Origin of the sequence: Ruegeria discodermiae, from assembly GCF_030758345.1 — a bacterium.
In the GTDB taxonomy this organism is placed as follows: Bacteria; Pseudomonadota; Alphaproteobacteria; order Rhodobacterales; family Rhodobacteraceae; genus Ruegeria_C.
Map to the genome: position 1 here is coordinate 35889 of NZ_JAVAMO010000023.1, position 22048 is coordinate 57936.

General features: G+C 54.9%; 21 protein-coding genes. 11 read left to right on the forward strand and 10 right to left on the reverse strand.

Annotated features, from left to right (window positions below; all coding sequences use genetic code 11):
- Nucleotides 1-52 precede the first annotated feature (52 nt).
- The 5 genes from Q5Y75_RS25975 (at nt 53) to rraA (ending at nt 4286) form a co-directional block, all read left to right on the forward strand.
- Entirely contained in the window at nt 53-1138 is a 1086-nt protein-coding gene (locus Q5Y75_RS25975; protein WP_306203033.1) for an isocitrate/isopropylmalate dehydrogenase family protein, read from the forward strand.
- 72 nt (nt 1139-1210) lie between these two features.
- Nucleotides 1211-1891 (forward strand): aspartate/glutamate racemase family protein, encoded by a 681-nt coding sequence (locus Q5Y75_RS25980; RefSeq protein ID WP_306203035.1) that lies wholly within the window; start codon nt 1211-1213, stop codon nt 1889-1891.
- The gene (gene otnK / locus Q5Y75_RS25985) at nt 1885-3168 is read left to right on the forward strand and encodes a 3-oxo-tetronate kinase (RefSeq protein WP_306203037.1); all 1284 of its coding nucleotides are present in this window, start codon (nt 1885-1887) and stop codon (nt 3166-3168) included. Before Q5Y75_RS25980 ends, otnK begins: the two co-directional genes overlap by 7 nt.
- Nucleotides 3165-3806, forward strand: a complete 642-nt coding sequence (gene otnC, locus Q5Y75_RS25990; RefSeq protein ID WP_306203038.1) for a 3-oxo-tetronate 4-phosphate decarboxylase — start codon at nt 3165-3167, stop codon at nt 3804-3806. Before otnK ends, otnC begins: the two co-directional genes overlap by 4 nt.
- 3 nt (nt 3807-3809) lie before the next feature.
- Nucleotides 3810-4286, forward strand: coding sequence for a ribonuclease E activity regulator RraA (gene rraA / locus Q5Y75_RS25995; protein WP_306203040.1), 477 nt, complete (start codon nt 3810-3812; stop codon nt 4284-4286).
- 11 nt (nt 4287-4297) lie between these two features.
- Here rraA and Q5Y75_RS26000 read toward each other — a convergent pair whose 3' ends face one another.
- Together Q5Y75_RS26000 and Q5Y75_RS26005 are read right to left on the reverse strand one after the other, a co-directional pair.
- Nucleotides 4298-4615, reverse strand: coding sequence for a methylglyoxal synthase (locus tag Q5Y75_RS26000; protein ID WP_306203042.1), 318 nt, complete (start codon nt 4613-4615; stop codon nt 4298-4300).
- Between the two features lie 54 nt (nt 4616-4669).
- The gene (locus tag Q5Y75_RS26005; RefSeq protein WP_306203043.1) at nt 4670-5605 is read right to left on the reverse strand and encodes a GntR family transcriptional regulator; all 936 of its coding nucleotides are present in this window, start codon (nt 5603-5605) and stop codon (nt 4670-4672) included.
- Nucleotides 5606-6072: 467 nt separating this feature from the next.
- On the opposite strand from Q5Y75_RS26005, the gene Q5Y75_RS26010 reads away from it, so the two are divergent.
- Entirely contained in the window at nt 6073-7608 is a 1536-nt protein-coding gene (locus Q5Y75_RS26010; protein WP_306203045.1) for a glutamate synthase-related protein, read from the forward strand.
- Between the two features lie 221 nt (nt 7609-7829).
- Here the strand turns inward: Q5Y75_RS26010 and Q5Y75_RS26015 are convergent, their stop codons facing one another.
- From Q5Y75_RS26015 to Q5Y75_RS26030, 4 genes are all read right to left on the reverse strand, one after another.
- The gene (locus Q5Y75_RS26015) at nt 7830-8315 is read right to left on the reverse strand and encodes a YHS domain-containing (seleno)protein (protein ID WP_306203047.1); all 486 of its coding nucleotides are present in this window, start codon (nt 8313-8315) and stop codon (nt 7830-7832) included.
- A 223-nt stretch (nt 8316-8538) separates the two neighbouring features.
- Entirely contained in the window at nt 8539-8907 is a 369-nt protein-coding gene (locus Q5Y75_RS26020) for an SPW repeat domain-containing protein (protein WP_306203049.1), read from the reverse strand.
- A gap of 114 nt (nt 8908-9021) precedes the next feature.
- Entirely contained in the window at nt 9022-9972 is a 951-nt protein-coding gene (locus Q5Y75_RS26025; RefSeq protein WP_306203051.1) for an AraC family transcriptional regulator, read from the reverse strand.
- 752 nt (nt 9973-10724) lie between these two features.
- On the reverse strand, nt 10725-11693 hold the full coding sequence (locus Q5Y75_RS26030) for a LysR family transcriptional regulator (RefSeq protein ID WP_306203053.1): 969 nt from the start codon (nt 11691-11693) through the stop codon (nt 10725-10727).
- 101 nt (nt 11694-11794) lie between these two features.
- Here Q5Y75_RS26030 and Q5Y75_RS26035 point away from each other — a divergent pair, with 101 nt between their 5' ends.
- From Q5Y75_RS26035 to Q5Y75_RS26055, 5 genes are all read left to right on the forward strand, one after another.
- Nucleotides 11795-12832, forward strand: a complete 1038-nt coding sequence (locus Q5Y75_RS26035) for a C4-dicarboxylate TRAP transporter substrate-binding protein (protein ID WP_306203055.1) — start codon at nt 11795-11797, stop codon at nt 12830-12832.
- Nucleotides 12833-13167: 335 nt separating this feature from the next.
- Nucleotides 13168-13731 (forward strand): TRAP transporter small permease, encoded by a 564-nt coding sequence (locus Q5Y75_RS26040; protein WP_306203057.1) that lies wholly within the window; start codon nt 13168-13170, stop codon nt 13729-13731.
- 19 nt (nt 13732-13750) lie between these two features.
- On the forward strand, nt 13751-15061 hold the full coding sequence (locus Q5Y75_RS26045) for a TRAP transporter large permease (protein WP_306203059.1): 1311 nt from the start codon (nt 13751-13753) through the stop codon (nt 15059-15061).
- A gap of 237 nt (nt 15062-15298) precedes the next feature.
- Nucleotides 15299-17497, forward strand: a complete 2199-nt coding sequence (locus Q5Y75_RS26050) for a DUF1989 domain-containing protein (protein ID WP_306203061.1) — start codon at nt 15299-15301, stop codon at nt 17495-17497.
- A gap of 280 nt (nt 17498-17777) precedes the next feature.
- Nucleotides 17778-18722 (forward strand): hypothetical protein, encoded by a 945-nt coding sequence (locus Q5Y75_RS26055; protein ID WP_306203063.1) that lies wholly within the window; start codon nt 17778-17780, stop codon nt 18720-18722.
- A 645-nt stretch (nt 18723-19367) separates the two neighbouring features.
- Here the strand turns inward: Q5Y75_RS26055 and Q5Y75_RS26060 are convergent.
- Genes Q5Y75_RS26060 through Q5Y75_RS26075 form a run of 4 tightly spaced genes read right to left on the reverse strand, consistent with a single transcriptional unit; the run spans nt 19368 to nt 21958 of the window.
- Entirely contained in the window at nt 19368-20012 is a 645-nt protein-coding gene (locus tag Q5Y75_RS26060) for a CDP-alcohol phosphatidyltransferase family protein (RefSeq protein WP_306203064.1), read from the reverse strand.
- Nucleotides 20005-20373, reverse strand: coding sequence for a hypothetical protein (locus Q5Y75_RS26065; RefSeq protein WP_306203066.1), 369 nt, complete (start codon nt 20371-20373; stop codon nt 20005-20007). Before Q5Y75_RS26065 ends, Q5Y75_RS26060 begins: the two co-directional genes overlap by 8 nt.
- Entirely contained in the window at nt 20370-21317 is a 948-nt protein-coding gene (locus Q5Y75_RS26070; protein WP_306203068.1) for a phosphatidate cytidylyltransferase, read from the reverse strand. The genes Q5Y75_RS26065 and Q5Y75_RS26070 overlap by 4 nt, the downstream gene beginning before the upstream one ends.
- The gene (locus tag Q5Y75_RS26075; RefSeq protein WP_306203070.1) at nt 21314-21958 is read right to left on the reverse strand and encodes a lysophospholipid acyltransferase family protein; all 645 of its coding nucleotides are present in this window, start codon (nt 21956-21958) and stop codon (nt 21314-21316) included. The genes Q5Y75_RS26070 and Q5Y75_RS26075 overlap by 4 nt, the downstream gene beginning before the upstream one ends.
- Between the last annotated feature and the right edge of the window lie 90 nt (nt 21959-22048).

A 22048-nucleotide genomic window follows, 5' to 3' on the forward strand; every position in this document is an offset into this window, starting at 1 on the left:
CTTTGCACGGTAAAAGCCAATTCAAGCAAGTCTACGATAAGGGAGGATGGACATGCGTTTGATGGTATTGCCCTGTGATGGGATTGGCCCAGAGATCATGGGGGCGACCCTGGATGTGGTGCGCACCGCAAGCGCAAAGTTCGATCTGCGCCTCACTTTCGAAGAGGAAATCTCCGGCTTCGACAGTCTGAAACAACACGGCATCACGTTGCGCGAAAACGTCCTGGATCGTGCGCGCGCAGAGTTCGATGGTGTTATTCTCGGCACACAGTCTCATATGGACTATCCACCTGTGGCCGAAGGCGGTCGAAACGTTTCCGCCGGATTCCGCATCGGGCTCGATCTTTACGCTAATGTGCGCCCGGCGCGCTCCCGATCTTTCCTGCCCAACAAGGCCCCTGACATGGATCTCGTGATCATGCGCGAAGCCACCGAAGGGTTTTATCCGGATCGGAACATGTTCAAAGGCGTGGGCGAGATGATGCCCGACCCAGACATGGCGCTGTCGGTCCGCAAGATCACTCGGCACGGGTCCATGCGCATTTGCCGTGAGGCCTTCAAGCTGGCCATGCAGCGCAAGAAGAAGGTCGCGGCGATCCACAAAGCCAACTCCTTCCTCATGACGGACGGTCTCTTCCTCGAATGCTTCCGCGAAGTTGCGAAGGACTATCCGGAGGTTGAGACCGAAGAGTTGATCGTCGATGCCTTTGCGGCTCTTCTGGTGCGCCAACCACAGAACTACGATGTCGTCGTTGCTACAAACTTCTACGGCGACATCCTGTCCGACCTCGCCTCCGAGCTCTCCGGATCCCTTGGCCTGGCGGGCTCTATCAATGCGAACGCAGAAACCGGTCTTTGCTGTGCCCAAGCGCAACATGGCTCGGCTCCCGACATTGCCGGCAAGAATGTTGCCAATCCAACCTCGCTCATTCTGTCAGCCGCGATGATGTTGTCGTGGCTCGGCGAACAGCGCGGGGAACCGAAACTGATGGAGGCTGGCCGCGCGATCTCAGACGCTGTTGACGCCGTCATCGATGATCCGGCGAAGCGGACCCGTGACATTGGCGGTTCTATCAACACGGATGCGTTTGGACGGTTTGTGGCAGATCACCTGTCCGCCATGAGCCTGGCGGCGTAGCGCCCTCCTCGCTCACGCACCGAACACTGGGGCGGTCTTAGAACAGGACCGCCCCAAAAAGGATTTCAGCAGATGAAAATTGCCAAGCCTCGCACCGCTTTCATTCACGCGACACGTCTGGCCATCGACCCGGTCGAAGCAGCCGCGGACCAGCTCTGGCCGGAGGCCGAGATGGTGTCGCTACTGGATGAAAGTCTTGAAGTGGATCGGGAGCGGGCAGGCAGCCTGACGTCTGCCCTTGCCGACCGCATCATGGCGCTGGCAAGCCATGCGCAGAGCTTTGAGGCGACGGGCATTCTCTTTACCTGTTCCGCCTTTGGCGAAGCCGTTGAAGCCGCTGACGCAGCGCTCAACATCCCGGTGATGAAGCCGAACGAGGCGATGTTTGCCGACGCGTTGTCGCATGGCGACAAGATCGCGATGATCTATACCTTCCCGCCTGCAGCGGCAGGTATGGAAGCCGAGTTCCGGGCGCTTGTATCCGCACGCGATGCCTCTGCCACGATCGAAAGCCATCTCTGTGAGGGCGCGCTGGCCGCAAAACAGGCGGGTGACGCTGAAACCCACGACCGGCTCATCGCCGAATGCGGCGCGCTCCTGAAAGGCTATGACGCCATCCTGCTCGCCCAGTTTTCCATGGCAAGTGCAGCGGCGGGCTTGGGCCAGCGAACGGATGCACCGGTTCTTACCAGTCCGCAATCGGCGATCCTCGAAATGCGCCGCCGCGTCGAAGGGGCGCAAGGCTCATGTTGATCGGGGTCATTGCGGATGATTTCACGGGCGCAAGCGACATCGCCAACACGCTGGTCAAAGGCGTTCCGGTCTTGGGTGGTCTGAAGACCGCACAATACTCCGGTGTGCCTTCTGGCGAGGCTGCTCCGGGTATCGAAGCCGGGGTGATTTCGCTCAAGAGCCGAACCGCGCCTGTCGAGGACGCAATCCGGGATAGTCTTGAAGCGCTAACCTGGCTGCAGGCGCAAGGATGTCAGCAAATCATCTTCAAGGTCTGTTCGACCTTCGACTCGACGCCGAAGGGCAATATCGGACCCGTCGCCGAAGCACTGGCCAAGGAGATAGGCGCAAAGGCCATCCCCGTCTGCCCGGCCTTTCCGGGTGCGGGCCGGACCGTCTATCAGGGCCACTTGTTTGTCTTCGACAGGCTCTTGAGTGAATCCGGGATGCAATCCCACCCGCTCACACCGATGACCGATCCCGATATCCGACGCTGGCTTGGTCACCAGACGAAACTGCCAGTTTCGCATTTACCCCTCGCCCATCTTCGGAAAGGCGTCGATCCAGCTCGGAAGCACGTTCAAGCGCGAATTGAAATTCAGCCGACCTTCGTCGTGACGGACGCTGTGGCTGATGAGGACTTGCTCACGCTTGGTACCGTCATCAACGATGCGCCACTAATGGTCGGAGGCTCCGGGATCGCCATGGGTTTGCCGCGAAACCTAATAGAGCAAGGACTTGCAAAAGGAGGGGCGGCAGAATTTGCGCCTGCGCACGGTCCCGGTGCCATCATCGCCGGGTCTTGCTCGGGTGCCACTCGGGCGCAGATCGTACATCACGCGAAGGACCATCCGGTTTATGCGATTGACGTCGCAGGCGTGATGGCAGACGAGATCACCGCAGCAAACCTTGCTGACTTCATCCAGAGCTACATGGACGCCATGCCTCTTGTCTACTCATCTGGCGATCCGGAGGAGGTCGAGGCGGCACAAAGGCAGTTCGGACGTGAAATGATCGCGGCCAAGCTGGATGAGCTGTTCGCGGATACAGCACGCCAACTGTTCGACCGTGGCTATAAGCGTCTCGTCGTCGCTGGCGGCGAAACCTCGGGCGCGGTGGCTCAGGCCGTTACAGCACACCTTGCGACTGAAGCGCTGATCGTTGGGCCCGAGATTGATCCTGGGGTGCCGATCCTCTTCTGCCCTGTCAATCCGCCCGTGGCGCTGGCGCTGAAATCTGGGAATTTCGGGGCAGAGGACTTTTTTGCAAAAGCGCTCACCTTGATGGGGCAACCATGACAATCAATGAGCAGCAAACCCGTGAAGAAATGGCGCGTTTGTGCGCCTCGCTCTTCGAACGCGGCTTCAGCGTCGGCACGGCAGGCAATGTGTCAGCGCGGGTGGAGGACGGTCTGCTCATGACACCAACCAACAGTCGGCTGGGCGATATCGAGCCGGATCGGATTGCCAAGCTGGATCTCGAAGGACAGCACGTTTCCGGAGACCCGCCGAGCAAGGAAGTGTTTCTGCATCAGGCGCTCTATGAATCGCGACCACAGACCGGGGCTGTCGTCCATCTCCACTCGACTTGGTCTACGGCCCTGTCCTGTCTGGCTGATCTCGATGACGAAGACTGCATTCCACCCATTACCCCTTATGTTGTCATGCGGGTCGGCACTGTCAAACGCGTGCCCTACGTCAAACCGGGAGATCCGAAATCTGGCGATCTGATCCGCACCTTGGGCGGGTCCGCCGCAGGCATCCTGCTTGCCAATCACGGACCGGTGGTGGCGGGCAAAGACCTGTTTTCGGCAGTCGCAGCCGCAGAGGAATTGGAAGAAACAGCCAAGCTTGTCGTCGCGCTCCGTGGTATAAGTGTGAAAACACTGTCCGACGACGACGTTGTCGACCTGCGCAAGACTTTTGGAGAGATGTAGCCCATGAAAACCGCCGATCTGATCGACAACCATGCCAAGGACCTCTCGCTGATCTACCTGCCGTTTCAAATGCTCGGGAAAGTGACGTCCATGGCGGGGCCCGTTCAGACCATCAAATGCTTCGAAGACAACACGGTGGTGCGCGCGCAGCTTGAACAGTCCGGTGAAGGCCGCATTCTCGTCGTCGATGGCGGTGGATCGACCCGCATAGCCTTGCTGGGCGATATGCTGGCGGCCCTCGCGATCAAGAACGGTTGGACTGGTATCGTACTCAACGCCGCCATCCGGGACAGCGCTGAAATTGCCCACTTGCAGATCATGGTCTGCGCGCTGGCAACCTCACCGGTCAAAAGTGCGAAGGAAGGCTGGGGCAAGGTGGGTGAAACCATCCATATCGGTGGCACAACCATTGCACCCGGAGATTGGCTCTATGCCGACGCCGATGGTGTGCTCGTCAGCCGTCGCGAACTGACGATTTAAACACATCCCGATTATTGTCGTGCGATGGATCGGATGAGGTGTGTCGCGGTCGCCTCATTGGTCGCCAGAAGCGTGTTATAGTGGATGCCGAGCCGTAGGAACGATTTGACATCCACATCATGCGGCATCGACGTGAGCGGGTCGATGAAGAAGATCAGCGCATCCAGCCGGCCTTCGGCGATCATCGCGCCAATCTGGGCCTCGCCCCCGAGCGGTCCGCTCTTCAAAGCTGCGATCTCAAGGCCTGTCGCCTCCGCAAGCCGGCCGCCTGTCGTGCCCGTCGCGTAAGCGTCAGACGTTTTAGATGATTGAGATGAGCTTTGGCCCAAGCCACCATTTCATCTTTTTTGCCATCATGGGCGAAGGGGGCGAGCGTCTGCACATCAGTCATTGTCCCGACGCTCCATGTCAGTGACGTCGTTTTGCGCTTCGGCCCAATTCCAGGCGATCGGCGATTTGCGCTTCAGGGCACCGCTCAAATGCTGGCGCATCTTGTAGGACGCATCGGCCACATTCCCTCCCTCGAGCAACGACAGAATTTCGAGATGCTCGGTGCATTGCTCCACCAGCCGCTCAACATTGATCTCTGCACGGTACTCCATGAGCCGCCGCATTTGGTTTACCCGTTGCAAGGCCATGTGGAAGAACGGATTACCGGACAGTTTGATGAGCTCCTCGTGAAACAGCGAGCCGTTTTCCAAGAGGGCCTCGGGCGTAACCCTCGCATGATCCATATCGAGCATCCCTTCCTGGATACGGCGCTGTTCACTCAACACCTTGCGCTCTAGGTGAAAGGAAGGCTCAAGCATGGCGGCCGGTTCAATCGCCATACGGAAGCGATAGATTTCATCGAAGGCCTCCGGGGTTTTGGCCACTGGCAGAAAGCGCCAGCCATAGCCCTCCTTGCGCTCTGCCCACCCTTCCCGGGCTGCGCGAGCCAGCAGGTCCGATACTTTCGCCTTGGTCCAGCCATAGCGCTCGCGCAAGAGCTGCTCGGTCACCTCGGCAGGAAGCTCGTTTGTCAGCCAGTCGTCAGCGAGGCGCTGATAGTCATCAACATCATTAGCCGTTTGTGAGTCGACAAGCTCGCTCAAATGTTCCGGTAGTGTCTCCGGCACGAAGTAGCCGCGATTGACGCGGCGGATAAGCAACCCCTTATCCTCAAGTGTCTCCAGAGCTTCGCGCACCGGGGTCCGGGACACATCATATCTGTCGGCAATCTGCTGAGCAGCGATATGCTCGCCGCAGGCAAGATTGCCCAAGGCGATATCCTCGGCCAGACGCCGAGAAATCTTCTTTGACAGGTCACTTGAACGCATGAAGTCTCTTTGTTTGGAACGCCTACCGTCGGCTAGTACAACTCTCAGGATTGCACATTTCTTTGAATACTGAGCTTATTTTAGGTTTTTGGCTTGGTAAAGCGCAATTAAAGTTGCTTCACTTTGATCGATAAGACTGATGACATAGATCATTTTGCCCTCGTGCCGGGAGCTTTCAGGGATCTGGCAACCTGCCGAAATGAAGTCTCCATCGGCCCATTAAGCGGTCGTTCGAGGACGGCCCTTTGCCGCCTTTGATCCACCTTAATCGCCGCCGCAGTGCGGCGCGCCAGACCGGACTTTCGCTGCAGACGCAATTGATGCGTCCAGCTTTGTCGCGCAGTCAATGCCTTCCTGGATGATACACGGCACACACAAGCTGTGTGCCGCCGCGCAGTGTGCAAGCTTCCCTCGCTTATTCAATTTCAATACCTTTGGCCGAAACGAACAGCCAGCCGGAGTTCTCCATGAGTAAGCAAGTTCCCGTTATTGCGGCCAAAACACCTGCAAAAGTCGAACTCGAAAAAGGAAAGGACTACTTTTGGTGCCGGTGCGGACTGTCAATGAGCCAGCCATTCTGCGATGGCTCTCATGCCGGATCCGACGTCAAGCCGTTGAAGTATACTGCAGAGAAATCTGGCACAGCAGCTCTTTGTCGATGCAAGGCAACCGCCAACGGTCCTTTCTGCGATGGAACTCATGCGACGCTTGGCGATCTAGAACCTGGTGATACCGCACCAGAGCCTAAGTCTGACATTCCGCTCGCTAAAGCCACTCCGGAGGAACCCACCGTCGCACGCATTCATGAACTCGCCCGCGATGGTTTGTCCAAACTTGGACATCACGGCGAGATGGGCGCGATGGGCGTACCACGCAAGGACCTACCCCATTGGGACGATATTCAAATCCTGCCTGCTCAAATGGCGCGCAAACCGTTGCTGGATGACGTGGACGTGGCGACCTCGGTGACGATCGGACAGCGCGCACGGAAGCCGCTGAAACTTGAGATTCCACTATTTGTTTCAGACATGAGTTACGGGGCGCTCTCGGAAGAAGCAAAGACGGCTTTGGCGCGTGGAGCGGAATTGGCTGGAACGGGGATTTGCTCTGGGGAAGGCGGAATGCTGCCCGAAGAGCAGGCAGAGAACAGTCGGTATTTCTACGAACTAGCCTCGGCCAAGTTTGGCTGGCGCCCAGAACTTGTCGAACACGTTCAAGCCTTCCACTTCAAGGGAGGACAGGGTGCGAAAACTGGAACCGGAGGACATCTACCTGGAGATAAGGTGCAAGGTATAATCGCCGAAGTTCGAGAATTGGAACCTGGGCAACCTGCGATCTCTCCTGCCACATTCGCTGATCTGCGGGAACCGAGTGATTTCCGCAATTTGGCGGATGAGGTTCGCGAGCGTTCTGGCGGTATCCCTATCGGCTTCAAGCTGTCAGCCAATCACATAGAAGATGATATCGATTTCGCACTAGAGGCCAGTGCTGACTACATCATTCTTGATGGGCGCGGCGGTGGCACGGGCGCCGCTCCGCTCATTTTCCGAAACCATATTTCGGTACCCACAATTCCAGCGCTCGCAAGAGCGCGCAAACATCTGGACGCCAAGACTGGGCAAGACGTTTCGCTGGTCATAACCGGTGGGCTGCGCGTGGCAGAAGATTTTGCAAAAGCTATAGCGATGGGCGCAGATGCAATCGCCGTGAGCAATTCTGCAATGCAGGCTGTGGGCTGCATTGCGGCGCGTATGTGCAACTCAAACAACTGCCCCGTCGGTGTGGCAACACAGAAACCGGAATTGCGCAAGCGCCTCGATGTGCAAATTGGCGCTGAGAAACTCGCTCGTTATTTCGGTGCAAGTGTGGAATTGATGCAGGTCTTGGCCCGCGCTTGCGGACACAACAACCTTTCGGATTTCCATCATGGAGATATCACAACGTGGAAACGGGAGATGGCAGAGTTGAGTGGCGTTAAGTTCTCTGGATTAAACACATTTTAGCAAAGTGCAGTCGGCCCCTTGCGAACCTTCATCGATAAGTCAAGATGCTGCGTCCGCAGCCCGCTTTTCTAAAATTCGCTATGGGTGCACCTTCTCGGCTGTGGCCGATGACTGCATCGGGACAGAGCGCACCTTTACGAGAAATTCCTGAAGGTCTGCTTTCATTGACAGAAGGGGCGACACGACGGCCGCCCCCTCGACTTAGAATGTGACTGCCAGACCTACAAGGCTTCCACCGCTGTGCTGCGGATGTCTTGCCACTGGTTTTCGGCTTTTGAGATCGTGCCTGCGCGATCTTTGTTGAATTCATCAAAGATTGCGCGGTTCAGGAAAACGTAGAGCTTGTCTTCGATGACAGCGTGGAACTCGGGGTCACCGTCGAACTTTTTGCCCACGGAAACGCCAAAAGTGCAGTAGCCACCGTTCTGGGGCAGGAACGCCGCAGGGTTTGCTTCAAAGGCTTTCATGTTGGCTTCTGAGGTGAAGTAGTAAGCCACATCATCATGGACGGCGGTGAATGCAGCGGAACCCTCAACCGGGTTTGCAGTTGCGATGAATTCAACCGGATCCACCCCATGCAGGCCCAGAGGCGCACCGGCGGCGGTAATCCCACGCGATACGTTGTATTCGTCAGCCGCCATGGCTGCTGTGCCGCTGAGAGCTAGGCCGGCGAAAATAGCGGAGGCTATTGCGAGTGTCTTGATCATTTGGAATTCCTTTTTTGACTGCGAGGCCCGACCACCGAGCACTCATCTCGTGCTCAAAAAGATTGCCTTCTAAGAACGATCAATCAATTATCCTGCCAAAAATACGAACTTCTGGTATTTTATTTCGAACGATCTGACTGATCTGTGTTGGAGCGAACAGCCATGTCTTGAAACGCGAAAGGGGCCGCATCAAATGTGCGGCCCTTAGCGACGTTACGGTGTCTCAAGCGCTCAGCACCGCGTCTTCTGGTTGATGTAGTCCAACAACCAAGAGGACGGTCCCGCCGAGCAATGCATAGTACCAGAAATCAAGGCCCGTGAAGTTGAGCAGGAACGGCGCAATAACGAAGGTCACACCGACAAGGAAGTCGACCGTGAGGTGTAAACTGTACGGCAGCACTCGAATGACACCCAGGTGATGATCCGTAAGGACCGTCAGCCCGAAGGCGGCAATGCCAGTAGCGACAGAGAGCCAAAACGCCATTGGGTTTTGTGCGCCCAAGCCGAAGATAAATGGCATGACAATGAGGCCAATGGCGACAGGATAGTCGAGATATGCGTGGATGGTTTTGGTGACAAAGCGTAGAGACATGGTAGTTTTCCTCTTGTTCTAAACTGCGACGCAGCATTGATGAGGCCAAATTAGGCCTTCGACAGAGGTCAAACCATGTCCGTAAGTTTTGAATAGTGCGCAGATCGTTCAGACTTACGAACGAACGGGGTTTTGCGACTTTCGGAACTCTGCCGGCGTCATCCCGGTCTCTTTTTTGAAAACCCGCGTGAATGACGAGTCCGATGCATATCCGGCATTTTCAGCGGCTTCCGCTAGAGAGGTGCCAGGCTCTTGCAGAACTTTCTTGGCAAGCTCCATACGCCATCTCGTGACGTATTCCATTGGCGTCATGCTCATCGTTTTCTGAAATTGAACCGCAAAGCTGGTGCGTGACATCCCTGCGGCCTGGGCAAGTTTTTCCACTGTCCAACTGTCGGTCGGAGATTTGTGAAACGCATCGAGGGCACGGCTCAGGTTCTTGTCCGAAAACGCACCCAAACCCCATTCGGTGGCCTCGTCACCATTAATGAAGCTACGGATGGCTTGAGCGAGGATTGCTTCTGACATTTTCAGCGCGATCAGGTCTCCGCCCAGTTTTGTCCCACCAGCCTCTTCGCCAATCATACGAAGTGTGGCTTCCATCCAGCGACCGGCGCTTTCACCGTAGTTTTTCAGATGGATATACGGTGGCAGGCGATCCAGCAGAATGTGCCTTGAGCTTGGGTCGAACGAGAAATGCCCGCAAACAAGCTGCGTTTCGCTCTGCGGTTCATCACCACCAAAAACCAATACACCTGACCCATCGTAGCCCGATTTTTCCAACACGGTGTCAAGCGGCAGGACTGTCTTCTCTGGCTCATGACCGCAATACAGCGAATGCGACGCCCCATGCGGAATGATGACGAGATCGCCCTGCGCCAGGTCTATAACCGTGTCGGTACCTTCGACGCGCACAAGGCAGCTACCGCGATGCGCAAAGTGAAATCGGGCAACGTTCTCGTAACTCGGTACGGCGACGCCCCAGGGTTTGGTGAACGATGTGCGAAAGTACAGCGTCCCGCGCATGGATAGGCTGGTCAGAATGTGGCTTAGAAGATCGAGCATTCCTTCTGTCTAAGCAGTTGGTTGCGAATGTACAGCGCTGTGAACGATCTGCACAACTATTAGAACATTTAGCCATATTTTAGTACGATGGGGAGCCACTTGTCCTGGTTGGATATCGGCTCATACCGGTCACTCGACACGGTACCGATTTTCTGCATTTGCAGCCCGGATTCCGGTCATTCGCCGCGCCCGCAAAATCTGTGGTTGGGCGAATTCAAAGATCGCGGGACCTCAGCCGCCCTTCGAATTCTTGGTTGCAAGGTCCGCTGTGTACGCTTCTCGATTGCGGCAAAAAGCACCACGTGCGGAAGTAACTGCCTATTCTAGCTTTCTCGTCGCTATGTAAGATTCGCAGGTCTCATATGCATTGACTACGGGTACTCACGCGTGGATCGTTTGCTATGTGCTGCGGGCAACCGAAAATTGCTTAGAGCATCTAGACTATGAAAAACTTCGTAAGAGACTTTATGGGCATCGCGGCTATGACCTTGGTGACCGGGTCGTTTTTTGCAGTGCATACTTGGATGTATGTCCAATAGCATATGAGTTCTCCGATTTGATTTGCCTGTCTGAGTAGGTCGGAAAGAGAGAAACGCTGGAAAAGACGAGTCGCGAATGCAGAGAAAGCGCCCCAAACCCAGGCGCTTTTTCGCTGTTTCTGTCGCGCAACTTGTTTGTGTGATCAAAATTCGGAAAACCCAAACCAAGATGGGGAATTTTTGTAGGCGCGTCGTGCACGAACTGGCAGGAAACTAGCCGCCCTTTCTAAATGTACTTACCTGTCGCGCGAAACGGCTGACTGTGGCTGGCAGGGGCGAAACCACACGTTGCGGATAAACTGCCCAGAATTCTAGTTGCGGCAAGGCTGGTTTTGGATCAAGCGCAATCAACTTCCCATCATCAACCTCTGTCTGGTAGATAATCGGTGGCAACATGCTAACTCCCAAACCCGCTTTCGTTAAGACCGCCATCGCGGAAAGCGAGTGGCAAACCGCACTGTTGCGAATAAGCGTTTCGTCTCTCTGGAACCAGTCGAGAATATCATCGTGCATGGTTGAGCCGGGGCCATGTGTGATGATCGGTAGTTCTCGAAAGTCGGTTGGCACTATCGTGCGTTGCTGCAGCCCGGACCGGGGGGCAGTCATCCAAGTATAGGATGTGGTCCCAAGTGACTCCAATACAATGCCGTCTTGTTCAATTGGACCTGAGACCAACAGAAGTTCCAGGTTTCCGCGCTCATAACTTTCCCAGAGCGTCTGCGTTAGACCCACGTGGACTTCTAGAACAACACTTGGAGTCCTTTGCTTCACTTCCTGCACAAGTTCCGGCAGCCAGGAAAGCGCAATTGTTTCGTTCACGCCTACCCTAAGAAGTCCGCTGAGGCTCTCTTGCTTGGCCAAACGAGTATGCATTTCTGCAGAGAGCGAAAGCAATTCTTCAGCACTTTCAACAGCTTCCACCCCTTTTGGTGTGAGGGTGGCACGACGACGGCTGCGATCGAACAACAGGACACCCAGGCCGGTTTCGAGATCGCTAATGCGCTGGGAAATCGCGGGTTGACTGGTATTCAGCTTTCGCGCCGCAGCCGCGAAACTTCCCATTCGTGCAACCCAATAAAGTGCTTCCAACTGCCGGAAATCAAACGGATGTCGAGCCATGGCATAATTTCTAACACATAATGATTTCTTATCAATAAGTATAACAACTATCACAGTTTTCATATGAAACGTCCCTGTTTAGCCTGAACTGGCATTAGTAAGTCGCGGCTAGAGAGAAAGTGCTGACGAACGGCACCAGCTGTCAAAACTGGGAGACTGAATTCATGAACTTACATCAGATGAAGCGTACGGCTCGAGGATTGATCGGCGCTGCAGCAGTGTTCGGAACGATCCTGACCGCTCAGCCAGCACTCGCCAAAACGGTTCTCAAGGCCAACAGCCAGTGGCCGGAAGCACATTCGGGTTCGCAAGTCGACAAATGGTGGGCCGAAGAAATTGAAAAACGTACCAATGGAGAGGTGCAGGTTCGACTGTTTTTTAGCAGTGCATTGGGTAAGGCAGGCGAGAATCTGGAGCTAATGCGCAGCGGCGCTATCGAGATCGCCATGATGTCTCCGGGTTACTTTCCAGCGCAGTTGCCAATGCATGCCGCGCCCAACTCCATCCCAATGGCCATGGACACAGTGGGCCAAGCCACAGAGCTAATGGAACGATTGATGGACGAGGTGCCGGCACTCAACGCGGAAGCCGAAGAGAACGGCCTCAAGACGCTGTTCTTTCACCATCTGAACCCCTACCTTCTGGTTTGCAAAGAGCCAGTGACAGATGTTGCGGGAATGGCTGGAAAAAAACTCCGGACATGGGGAGAGGCGTTGCCGCAAGCAGCACAAGCAGTAGGGGCAACCCCTGTAACGCTGTTCTTGCCCGAAGTTTACGAGGGGTTATCCCGAGGAACCGTGGACTGCATCCCATTCTCGGTTGATCTCGTTGTGAATTACAAGATCTACGAAGTGGCAAAACATATTTCTGAGATCACAATCTGGGAAGGGCCCACCAATGCTACCTGGATTTCTCTTGATGCCTGGAATGAATTGAGCCCGGAACATCAGGCGATCATTGAAGAAGTCTCGCGTGAAGCAATGCGGAAAGACCGCGATGTAACCCTGGCCGCCGACGCTGGGGCTCGTGAAACGCTGGCTGATCTGGGCGTTACATTCCACGAGTTTCCTGAAGAGGAACAGCAAAAGTGGCGCGATGCAAACCCTGACTTTTTCGCCGACTTTATTTCTGTCATGGACGAAAAAGGCCAAGGGGACGATGCGCGCAAAATGATCTCGATCTGGAACGAGGTTGTTCAGTAGATCCTTCCGGTGGTCACCTGTTTCCGTTCGGAAATGGGCGCAGGTGACCACACCTTAACGTCTGAAAAGTTAGGCCGCTTGGATTTTGTGACTTTGCTCTAAAGGGTTCGCACTCTCTTCGTTCGCGGTCCCATTAGAGTTTTACCAAGCATCTAGCAGAATGCGCGAAGCATTCAGAGGTTGAAATCTACACAGCTACCAAAGGCCGAAAGCAAAGGCGTTTGAAATCCTCAGGTGGCAAGAATGGTGATTGCCAATAGCAACACCGGGAAGAGCAAGCAGCCCGCCGGAACCAAGCGACGGCACTTTTAAGCTACAGCAGCAAGGAGAGCATTATGTCAGGGAATGGCAGCACGCCAATGACCCATTCCGGGATGGCTCGGACGCTTCAAAAGCTACGACGGGGCGCAGCGGTCGTTGCTGGTTTTGCTATGCTGGCCATGATGCTGACCGGAGCGCTTGACGTCATCGGCACCAATGTCTTGGCGTCGCCGATCCCTGCAGCATTCGAATTTATGGCGACCATGATGGTCCTGGTGATATTTTTCTCTGTCGCCCTCGCTCAAGCTCAGCGGTCACACATCAGAGTTGGCGTGTTTACCGATAACCTACCCAGACCGTTGCGCAAGCTCACGGACATCCTGCAGTTTTTGTTAAGTCTCGTGTTTTTTGGATTTGTCGCATGGTTCGGCTGGAAGTCTGGCCTTCGGAGTTTTGAAGTCGGAGAGTACGTATCGGGCGCAGTCAACTTTCCGATCTGGCCGGCTCGTTTTGCACTGGCAGTCGGGGCGACCCTCATGGTTCTCCAAAACCTTTATGACCTTGTTGCGTGCGTCCTTGGCCGTGATGACGCCACCGAGACCGAGCGCGCCGTCGAGCGCGACACTCAGATTCCGTAAGACATCCTGAGGAATAGTCATGGAACCCCTTACAATTGCTATCTTGGCCGCGGTTTTCCTCTTCCTGTTCCTGGGTTTTGGGATACCAGTAGGTGTGGCAATGGGTCTTGTCGGCGTCGGCGGTATGCTCATTGATCTCGGGCCGAACTTTGCGTTTGGGCAACTGCAAACCTTGCCGTTTGCAGTGGTCAACGACTACTCGCTCGCAGTTTTGCCCATGTTCGTGCTGATGGGAGTGCTGGCAGAAGCTTCGGGTGTAACGGCCGAAGTATTCCGAGTGGCAGACATATGGTTGCGCCGCATGAAGGGGGGGCTCTATCAGGCTGTCATCGTCGGATCAGGGATCTTCGCCGCCATATCTGGATCCACAGCGGTTAATGCCGTGGTTTTCACCCGAATAGCATTTCCAGAGATGGTCAAATACGGGTATTCGCGCAGTTTGTCTTTGGGTGCAATCGCGGGTGCTGGCAGCTTCGCCGCGATGATCCCACCGTCGATCACTATGGTGATTTACGCTGTAATGACAGAGCAATCAGTAGGCCAACTCTTAATTGCCGGGGTGATTCCCGGCTTGATTACAGCTGTTGTTTATCTGTCCGGAGTCCGCGTTTTGGTTGGCATCAAACCAGACTTGGCGCCACCGATCACCGAAGCTGTTCCGATGCGTGATAAGTTGAGCGCTTTGCGAGGAATATGGCCAATCCCGGTGCTCCTCATGCTCGTATTGGGCGGAATTTACACAGGCGCGTTTCCTCCCTCTGCAGCAGGTGCAGTTGGTGCGTTCGGCGCGTTCCTTTACGCGCTTTCGCGTAAAAAGACCTTCAAAGGCTGGTTGGTTCCCGCGCTTCAGGATGCTGCCTTCATCAGTTGCATTTTGTTCATTGTGCTTATCGGTGGTTTGCTTCTGTCCCGGATGCTCGTCGTGGTCGGCGTGATCGATGATATTGTATTGATCGTCACCGCCATCGCAGACACACCAATAAAATTCCTCCTCCTCGTCTCTGCAATCTACATCGTGCTTGGGTGTTTTTTGGACACCACTTCAATGATGGTTGTGACCTTGCCGTTCTTCTTTCCTGTCACCCAAGAGTTGGGAATAGATCCAATATGGTTCGGCATCGTAGTAACAAAACTGATCGAGATATCAGTCGTCACTCCTCCTGTTGGGCTAAACCTATTTGCTGTGATGGGAGGCGTTAAGGGGCAAGCGACCTTTACAGATATCTACAAAGGCGTTGTTCCGTTTATTTTATTTGATCTCATCGTACTTGGGCTTCTCATCGTTTTGCCGGGACTTGCGACATGGCTGCCGCAGGCGATGATCCAGTGATGAATGCCTAATGATCAAGGCGCGATCCTGTCCTGGAGGCAGTCACCAAGCGATTTGCTTGCAACACACAGGGCGCGGAAAATCTGCGAAACAGCTAGGGGAACTGATCCCGTGACGACAGCTTCGATAAGGACGGATTTTGGCCGCCCAAGATACCAAGGGCTTAAAAGGCCAAACCGATTGCGCCTTGAAGTTCTTTGGGGCAGCGCTGCCCAAATTGATGTTCCCCGAGGGACAATGCTATCCATCACCAATGTTGATGGGGGTGCCTCTGCCTGGATTACAGCGCTGGCCGGCAACGAAAGAACATTTTCAACGTCATCGATTGACATTTCTCAGGATCAAACTCTCTCACTGGACGTGACCAAATTCGACAGTCGCGTTATGGCAGCTATCGCGGCAAATCGCGATGGTTGCCTAGAAACATCAAAAGCTTACAGTGTCTTTAATCAGGAATCCGAGCCGGGCGAAGCATTTCTGACTCGGGTCACCGAAGACACAACATTTTTTGTGATTTCTCCGATAAGCAGAGATTTTGTGTCGGAAGGCGGCGGCGGACGGTTTGCCGTAGACGTTAAACTTCCCAAAGGTACATCCACTGAGTTCCTTTTGCCGGACCCGCTGGGCAAGGTTTGCGACGAATGGCGAATAAGTCGCGGTACGGCACATGACTACGAACTAAGAAAGGGTCAATTCGTACAGATAATTGACATCGAGGGACAGCAGTGTTCGGATTTCATGGCTATGCGTGCATCGAGTCTGGACGCAGGTGTTGAGCGCTACATCGATTCGACTGTTTCTAGAACCATGGCTCGCAGCGCGTATCCGCTGCCGGGATTGCATGACAAGTTTTATGATCAGGATATCCATCCCCTTCTTGCCGTTCGGCAAGACACAGTAGGCCGCCATGACACATTTGCATTGGCATGTACCGCACGTGGCTACGAAGATCGCGGGTTCCCCGGGCACATCAATTGCTCGGACAACATTTCAGACGCCTACTATCCCTATGGAATTGCGCGTCGTGCAGCATGGCCAGCGATCAACTTCTTTTTCAATTCATGGATGGATGCAAGTCACGGTCACCTGGCCTCAGACGAGGCTTGGTCACGACCCGGCGATTACGTCGCAATGCAAGCCCTGACTGATCTCGTCTGCGTCTCAACAGCCTGCCCTGATGATGTGGATCCGATCAACGGGTGGAACCCGACCGACATTCAAGTCCGAATTTATGAAGAGGATACGTCGATTTCACACTCTGTTTCTTGGAGAGCGCAGCCAGAAGACAGCGCCAAGCTGACACGTCACTCGGCCTTTCACCCGCGCACCTCCGAACTCACCAGCGCCTATAAAGTATCCCGGGATCTTTGGACCCCGACACATTACGATGCAACGGGTGTGATCGAAGAATACTGGGCTTGCAAAACCGCAGCTACGCTCCAAGACATGTCCGGGCTGAGGAAATACGACATTGTCGGACCGGACGCGGCAGAGCTCTTACAGCACTGTCTCACACGAAACGTTGAAAAACTCGCGCAGCATCGGGGCTTCTACGCACTCATCTGTGACGAGCGCGGCAGTGTGATGGATGACGGGACACTCTTTTGCATCGAACCGACGACCTATCGCTGGTGCTGCGGTTCAGACAACTCCGCGATTCATTTGCGCGAAACGGCAGAGAGACTGGGGTTCAATGCGCGGATTCTTTCGCTTGGGCACCGCATGGTAAACCTTGCTTTGCAAGGCCCGAAGTCACGCGAAATTCTCAGCAAGATTGTGTATGCACATCCTGCGCGCCCGGCGCTCGCAAATATCAAGTGGTTCGGTTTCACAGTGGCGCGGATTGGTGACAGCACCGGACCCATGTTTATGCTGTGCCGTTCCGGATTTACAGGCGAGCTTGGTTATGAAGTCTTTTGCGACAAAGACGACGCGCTCGAAATCTGGGATGCTATTGTGGACGCGGGTAAACCACTTGGACTTGTACCCATGGGGGGAGCAGCTCTTGATATGGTACGCATCGAAGCCGGAATGATGATCGCGGGCGCTGAATTCGCGCCCGATGTTGACGCAATGGAAAGCGGCCTGGGCTTCGCAATAGACTTCAAGAAAGAGACATTCATCGGAAAGAATGCCCTCGTCCGCAACGCCGACGCGACCCGGCGTAAGCTTGTCGGCCTGACCTTCAACGGCAAAGACGCACCGGCCCATGGCGATCCCGTCTTTGTCGGGCGCGAGCAGGTTGGAGTAATCACCAGCGGGACGCATTCGCCACAGCTGGGCTATGCCATCGCGATGGCTCGCGTCGCTGTCGAGAATGCAAGCGAAGGCAGCCAGCTTGAAGTCGGAAAACTGGACGGACACATGAAACGCCTGCCCTGTACAGTAACCGGATTGCCCTTCATCGATCCAAAAAGGGAGAAGGCAAGAGCGTGATCGTCTAAGAAAACAAGGACACATTGTTGCTTGGCGTGCGTGTCAACAATTGTTGCCGAAACGACATTAACTACAAATCGGCCATGCCAAGCCAATACGACGACTAATCGGTCGTCGCAGTGTACGTTCAATGCATTGCAGATAATTGGTGGGTATGGGTGTTACTGAAACTTCAGCGGCGTCGGCGTACGAAAAGAAAACTTTAAAGGCGGAGGTCCCTAGCCGGTATGATCAGAGCGTTTCGAGTTGTGAGTCGTCAAACCTTGGGAGATACGGTGGAATGAAACACGCTATTGCTGGCGTATTGCTCGCAACCGTCCCTATCGGGGTGGCAGCCCAGGAGACCGCATTCACGACTGGACTTGCCACAGTAGTCAATCCCGGTCTGTTTGACTGCGGTCCCAACTCTCGCGTGAGTGCCGTTGGCAAAGTTGTGTCCGATGATGGCACAGTTTGGACGGTCCCCGCCGAGACGCATTATGGAACCGTTCCTTTTGCCGCTGACCTCTTCAATGAGTGTGGTGGCGACCAATTTGAGTCCTTGGCAGAACTTGATCTCGAAAGCGTGCCTCTACTGGACGCGGGTGGTAGGGAGGAATTCACGGCGTATATTTTCGCCGATAACTACTTTGAGCTGTATGTGAATGGCAGATTGATCGCAGGCGACCCTGTCCCGTTTACCAAGTTTAATTCGAATGTTGTTCGCTTCGCAGCGGAGCGTCCTGTGACGTTGGCCATCATGATGGTCGACTGGGAAGAGAACCTTGGCCTTGGCTCAGAAAACAATCGTGGCAAAGCCTTCCACCCAGGAGATGGCGGATTGGTTGCACATTTTAAGGATGCGAGTGGCGTGACAGTGGCAATTACTGATGACAGCTGGCGTGCGCAAACGTTCTACACTGCGCCTCTGAATGATCGCAGCTGCCTTGTAGTTGACGGCCCGATCCGCGACAGTTCTGGTTGCAGCGAGGCGGGCGTAGATGATGCAACAGGGTTTTCAGCCGCGCATTGGGCTGTACCACCGGACTGGATGATGCCCTCCTTCGATGACAGCATCTGGCCTTCCGCAGCAACGTTCAGCAACGACACTGTTGGAGTGAACAACAAGAAAGCCTTCACTAACTTCGAAGACCTTTTTGATACGCCTGGCGCTGACGCCGACTTCATTTGGTCCTCAAACCTCGTACTAGACAACCTCGTGCTGCTGCGAAAGACGTTCGACTAGCGCCCCCATTGTTGTCGGAGTAGTGAAGGATTGGTCCATTGGATCAATGGTGTCGTCGTTCTTTAACGATACTACGTTGTAAAGTCGACTTTCAGGTCAATTGGCTGAGGGTCGCTGCGGTTCGCAACCCTTGGGATCACACGCTCTCAGGTATTGCGCCCACGGCGAATGTCTGGAAAGCGGGCTGCGTCCGCAGCATCTTGATGGTTGGTCGAAGACCTGGAGTGGATCGGCATATCGATCATAAGTGCCGGCTTTGCGCAGCATAGCCGACACCCATGTATTTTGCAGCATTTGGGAGGTATGGGCTCACAGCCGACCCCGGAGACACCGCAGCATTAGAAACGGCTTGGCGGAATAGCTCATCAAGGACGGCCTTATCCGGACCTTAGCGTTTGTTCGCCGCGCTGCATTGCGGCTTCCCCGGAGCCGCCATTCGCTGCAACCGCAGTACCTTAGTTGAGGTGAGCTCACGCAATGCGGTCCGATGCTGCCGCTCAATCGGCTGAACGACTGCGGACGCCTTGCAGTCGAAGCAATTCTCAGCTGCACTTGCGAAGTCCCACTTATTGTCGCATTGCCCGGCGGATTGGCTTTTTCCGATTCGACTAAGTCCGAAGGCGCTGCTTGCGAACCTTCAAGCATCTACTCCTCATCTTTCGAAGCGAAATTGAGCGATGCGATCATGCCGCGGCTGCGGCGAAGCATCGTTACGATCGAGCCCAAAACAATGATCCATAAGGCAAGGTTCAGAACGGACCACCCCAGTATCATCGGAACAAAAATAGCAAGTATCGCGGCCACCGTCGCGACCGCCATGCGCTGTGGCTTGGCCATTGGACCGCGAAAGTCTGCAGCCAATCCCTGGGCGCTGCCAAGTTCGCGAACATAAGCGGTTCCAATCGCAGAAGCGGCGGCGGCCCATCCCAGGCCAGGATGACCGGTTCCTAACCCAAGCCCCACCAAGATGAGGGCGTCTGCGACTCGGTCTGGCGCCTCGTTCCAGAATGGGCCGTCAGGCGCACCTCTCCCGCCCTCCACCGCAACCATTCCATCAAAGAGATTGCATAGAAGGCGGCACTGGCATCCAACTGCCGCGCCGACAAGGCACACCACGTACCAGAAACCGTCGGTCGTGCCCGACAGCCAGAATGCCATCCCTGCGAACGCCGCAAACACCATGGAGAACTGGGAGATAAGATTGGGTGAGATGCCGCGCTCGGCCAGTGCTTTGGCAACGCGTGCGGCGAGTTTCGAATTTCGGCTAGCGATAGGGCGACGTTCAGGCATAGCGGCTCAGTGTAATTGTGTAAAGGAACGCGTAAATCGTCGAAACGGTGAGAGGAACCGAGATCGTTGCAAGAAGTGCGGGCGTTCCTGCAAGCCTGTGGATCACTGATAATAGAACGAGGGAGATCAGAAAAGCCGCGAGAGGCGGCAACACTATGCGCAGCCATCCTGCCGTGCGTTGGAAGATTTCCTCAATCGTTCGCTTCAGAAAAAGCGTAATCGAGGCGGTCAAAAGTCCCTGGACAATACCAGCAACAAGCGGAGCTGGCATCTCATGTGCGCGATTGGCAAAAAAGGCCCATCCTCCCATCAGCACAAAGCCTCCGACTCCGTGAATCGCTTTGCTTTGCAAAAGGCTCATGTGGTCGACCAGAAGTAACGCACGACGTGAAAGAAAATCGGTGCCGAAAACACGACCGAGTCGAGCCGGTCGATAAAACCACCATGCCCGGCAATGAGGTGCCCCCAATCCTTGACGCCCTTGTCGCGCTTGATGGCCGACATCACCAGACCGCCGAAGAAACCCATGACTGCAACCAGCAATGACACAAGAAAGGCCTGCCAAAAGGCAAACGGCGTCATCCACCATAGAAGCGCGCCAAGAACGCTGGCAGACAAGACACCCCCCAGAAACCCTTCCCAGGTTTTTGATGGCGACAGAACAGGGGCGATCTTGTGACGCCCAAAGAGCTTGCCAAAGACGTATTGCAGAACGTCCGATCCCTGAACAACCACCACAAGGAACGCAATCAGCAGGATCGACTTGCCCTCATAGCCGGGGATGTTCAGGGTCAGCAGGGCTGGCACGTGACTGGCCGCAAAAACACAGATCATCAGACCCCATTGCGTCTCGGAAACGCGGGTCAAAAAATTCTCCGTTTCCCCGCGCAGTGCAGAAATGATCGGCAGGAACAAAAAGGCATAGACGGGTATAAAGATCGAATAGAGACCGTACCAACCGATCCAGACCAGGTAGTATTGAACAGGCAGTACAACAAAAAAGGCGGTGGCCAGCGCATAGTGATCAGCGCGGGATTTTGCCGTCAGCGTCAGGAATTCGCGCATTGCGGCAAATGAAAGGAGCCAAAACAATATCACCGCACCAGCGCGCCCAAAGAGCATTGCAATCGCCAATAGCGCCACCATCGCCCACCAGGCGTTGATGCGTGCAACAAGGTTTTCGATCACCGGGTCCGTATCATTCGGGCCCACGCGTTTCTTCAAAGTCGACGCAACAAATGATGCAAGGATCAGCACACAAAGCACGCCGCCCAAAAGAATAATGAACTCGAATGGCGCGCTCATGCTGCGTCTCCGCTATCTTTCAGAGCAATAAGAGCCGCATGACTTCGCTTTAGAAATGCGTCTTTGACTTCGCCGGCCTCCAGGCGCAAGGCTTCGCCAAAGCGTACGGTACAGATCAACGGGATTGGTAAGATTTCGCCTTTGGGCATGACCCGATTGAGATTCTCGATCCACACCGGAACCAAATCCACATCGGGCCTTTGCGATGCCAAATGATAGAGGCCTGTCTTGAAGGGCAAGAGCGGGTCATCCCCGATGTTTCGTGTGCCTTCCGGGAACAGGATCAAAGAGCTTCCACCATCCAGCGCATCAGCCATTTGGGCAATCGGGTCGTCTTCACGCGACTCGGGGTTGCGATCTATCAAAACCGCATTGAACACGTCGCGACCGATAAAAGTCTTCAGTTTTGAGGTCAGCCAATAATCACTTGCCGCCACCGGCCGGGTCCGCCGACGGATGCTCGGCGGCAAGACCGCCCAGATCAATACGAAATCGCCGTTACTGGTGTGATTTGCGAAATAGACACGTTTGGATGGGACAGGCTCAACGCCATCCCAAATTGCCCTAACAGCGGTCACGAGCCGCGCAAATAGCACGATCGCACTGGCCGATACGTTGGCAAAAACTGAGTTGGCGGTCATTCTTGGCCCTGAGGATGCAGGATGATGAGCCGAGACTGCCAAATCTACCCCAAAAATAAAACCTATGTGCATCAGGTTTCTAGTGACCCG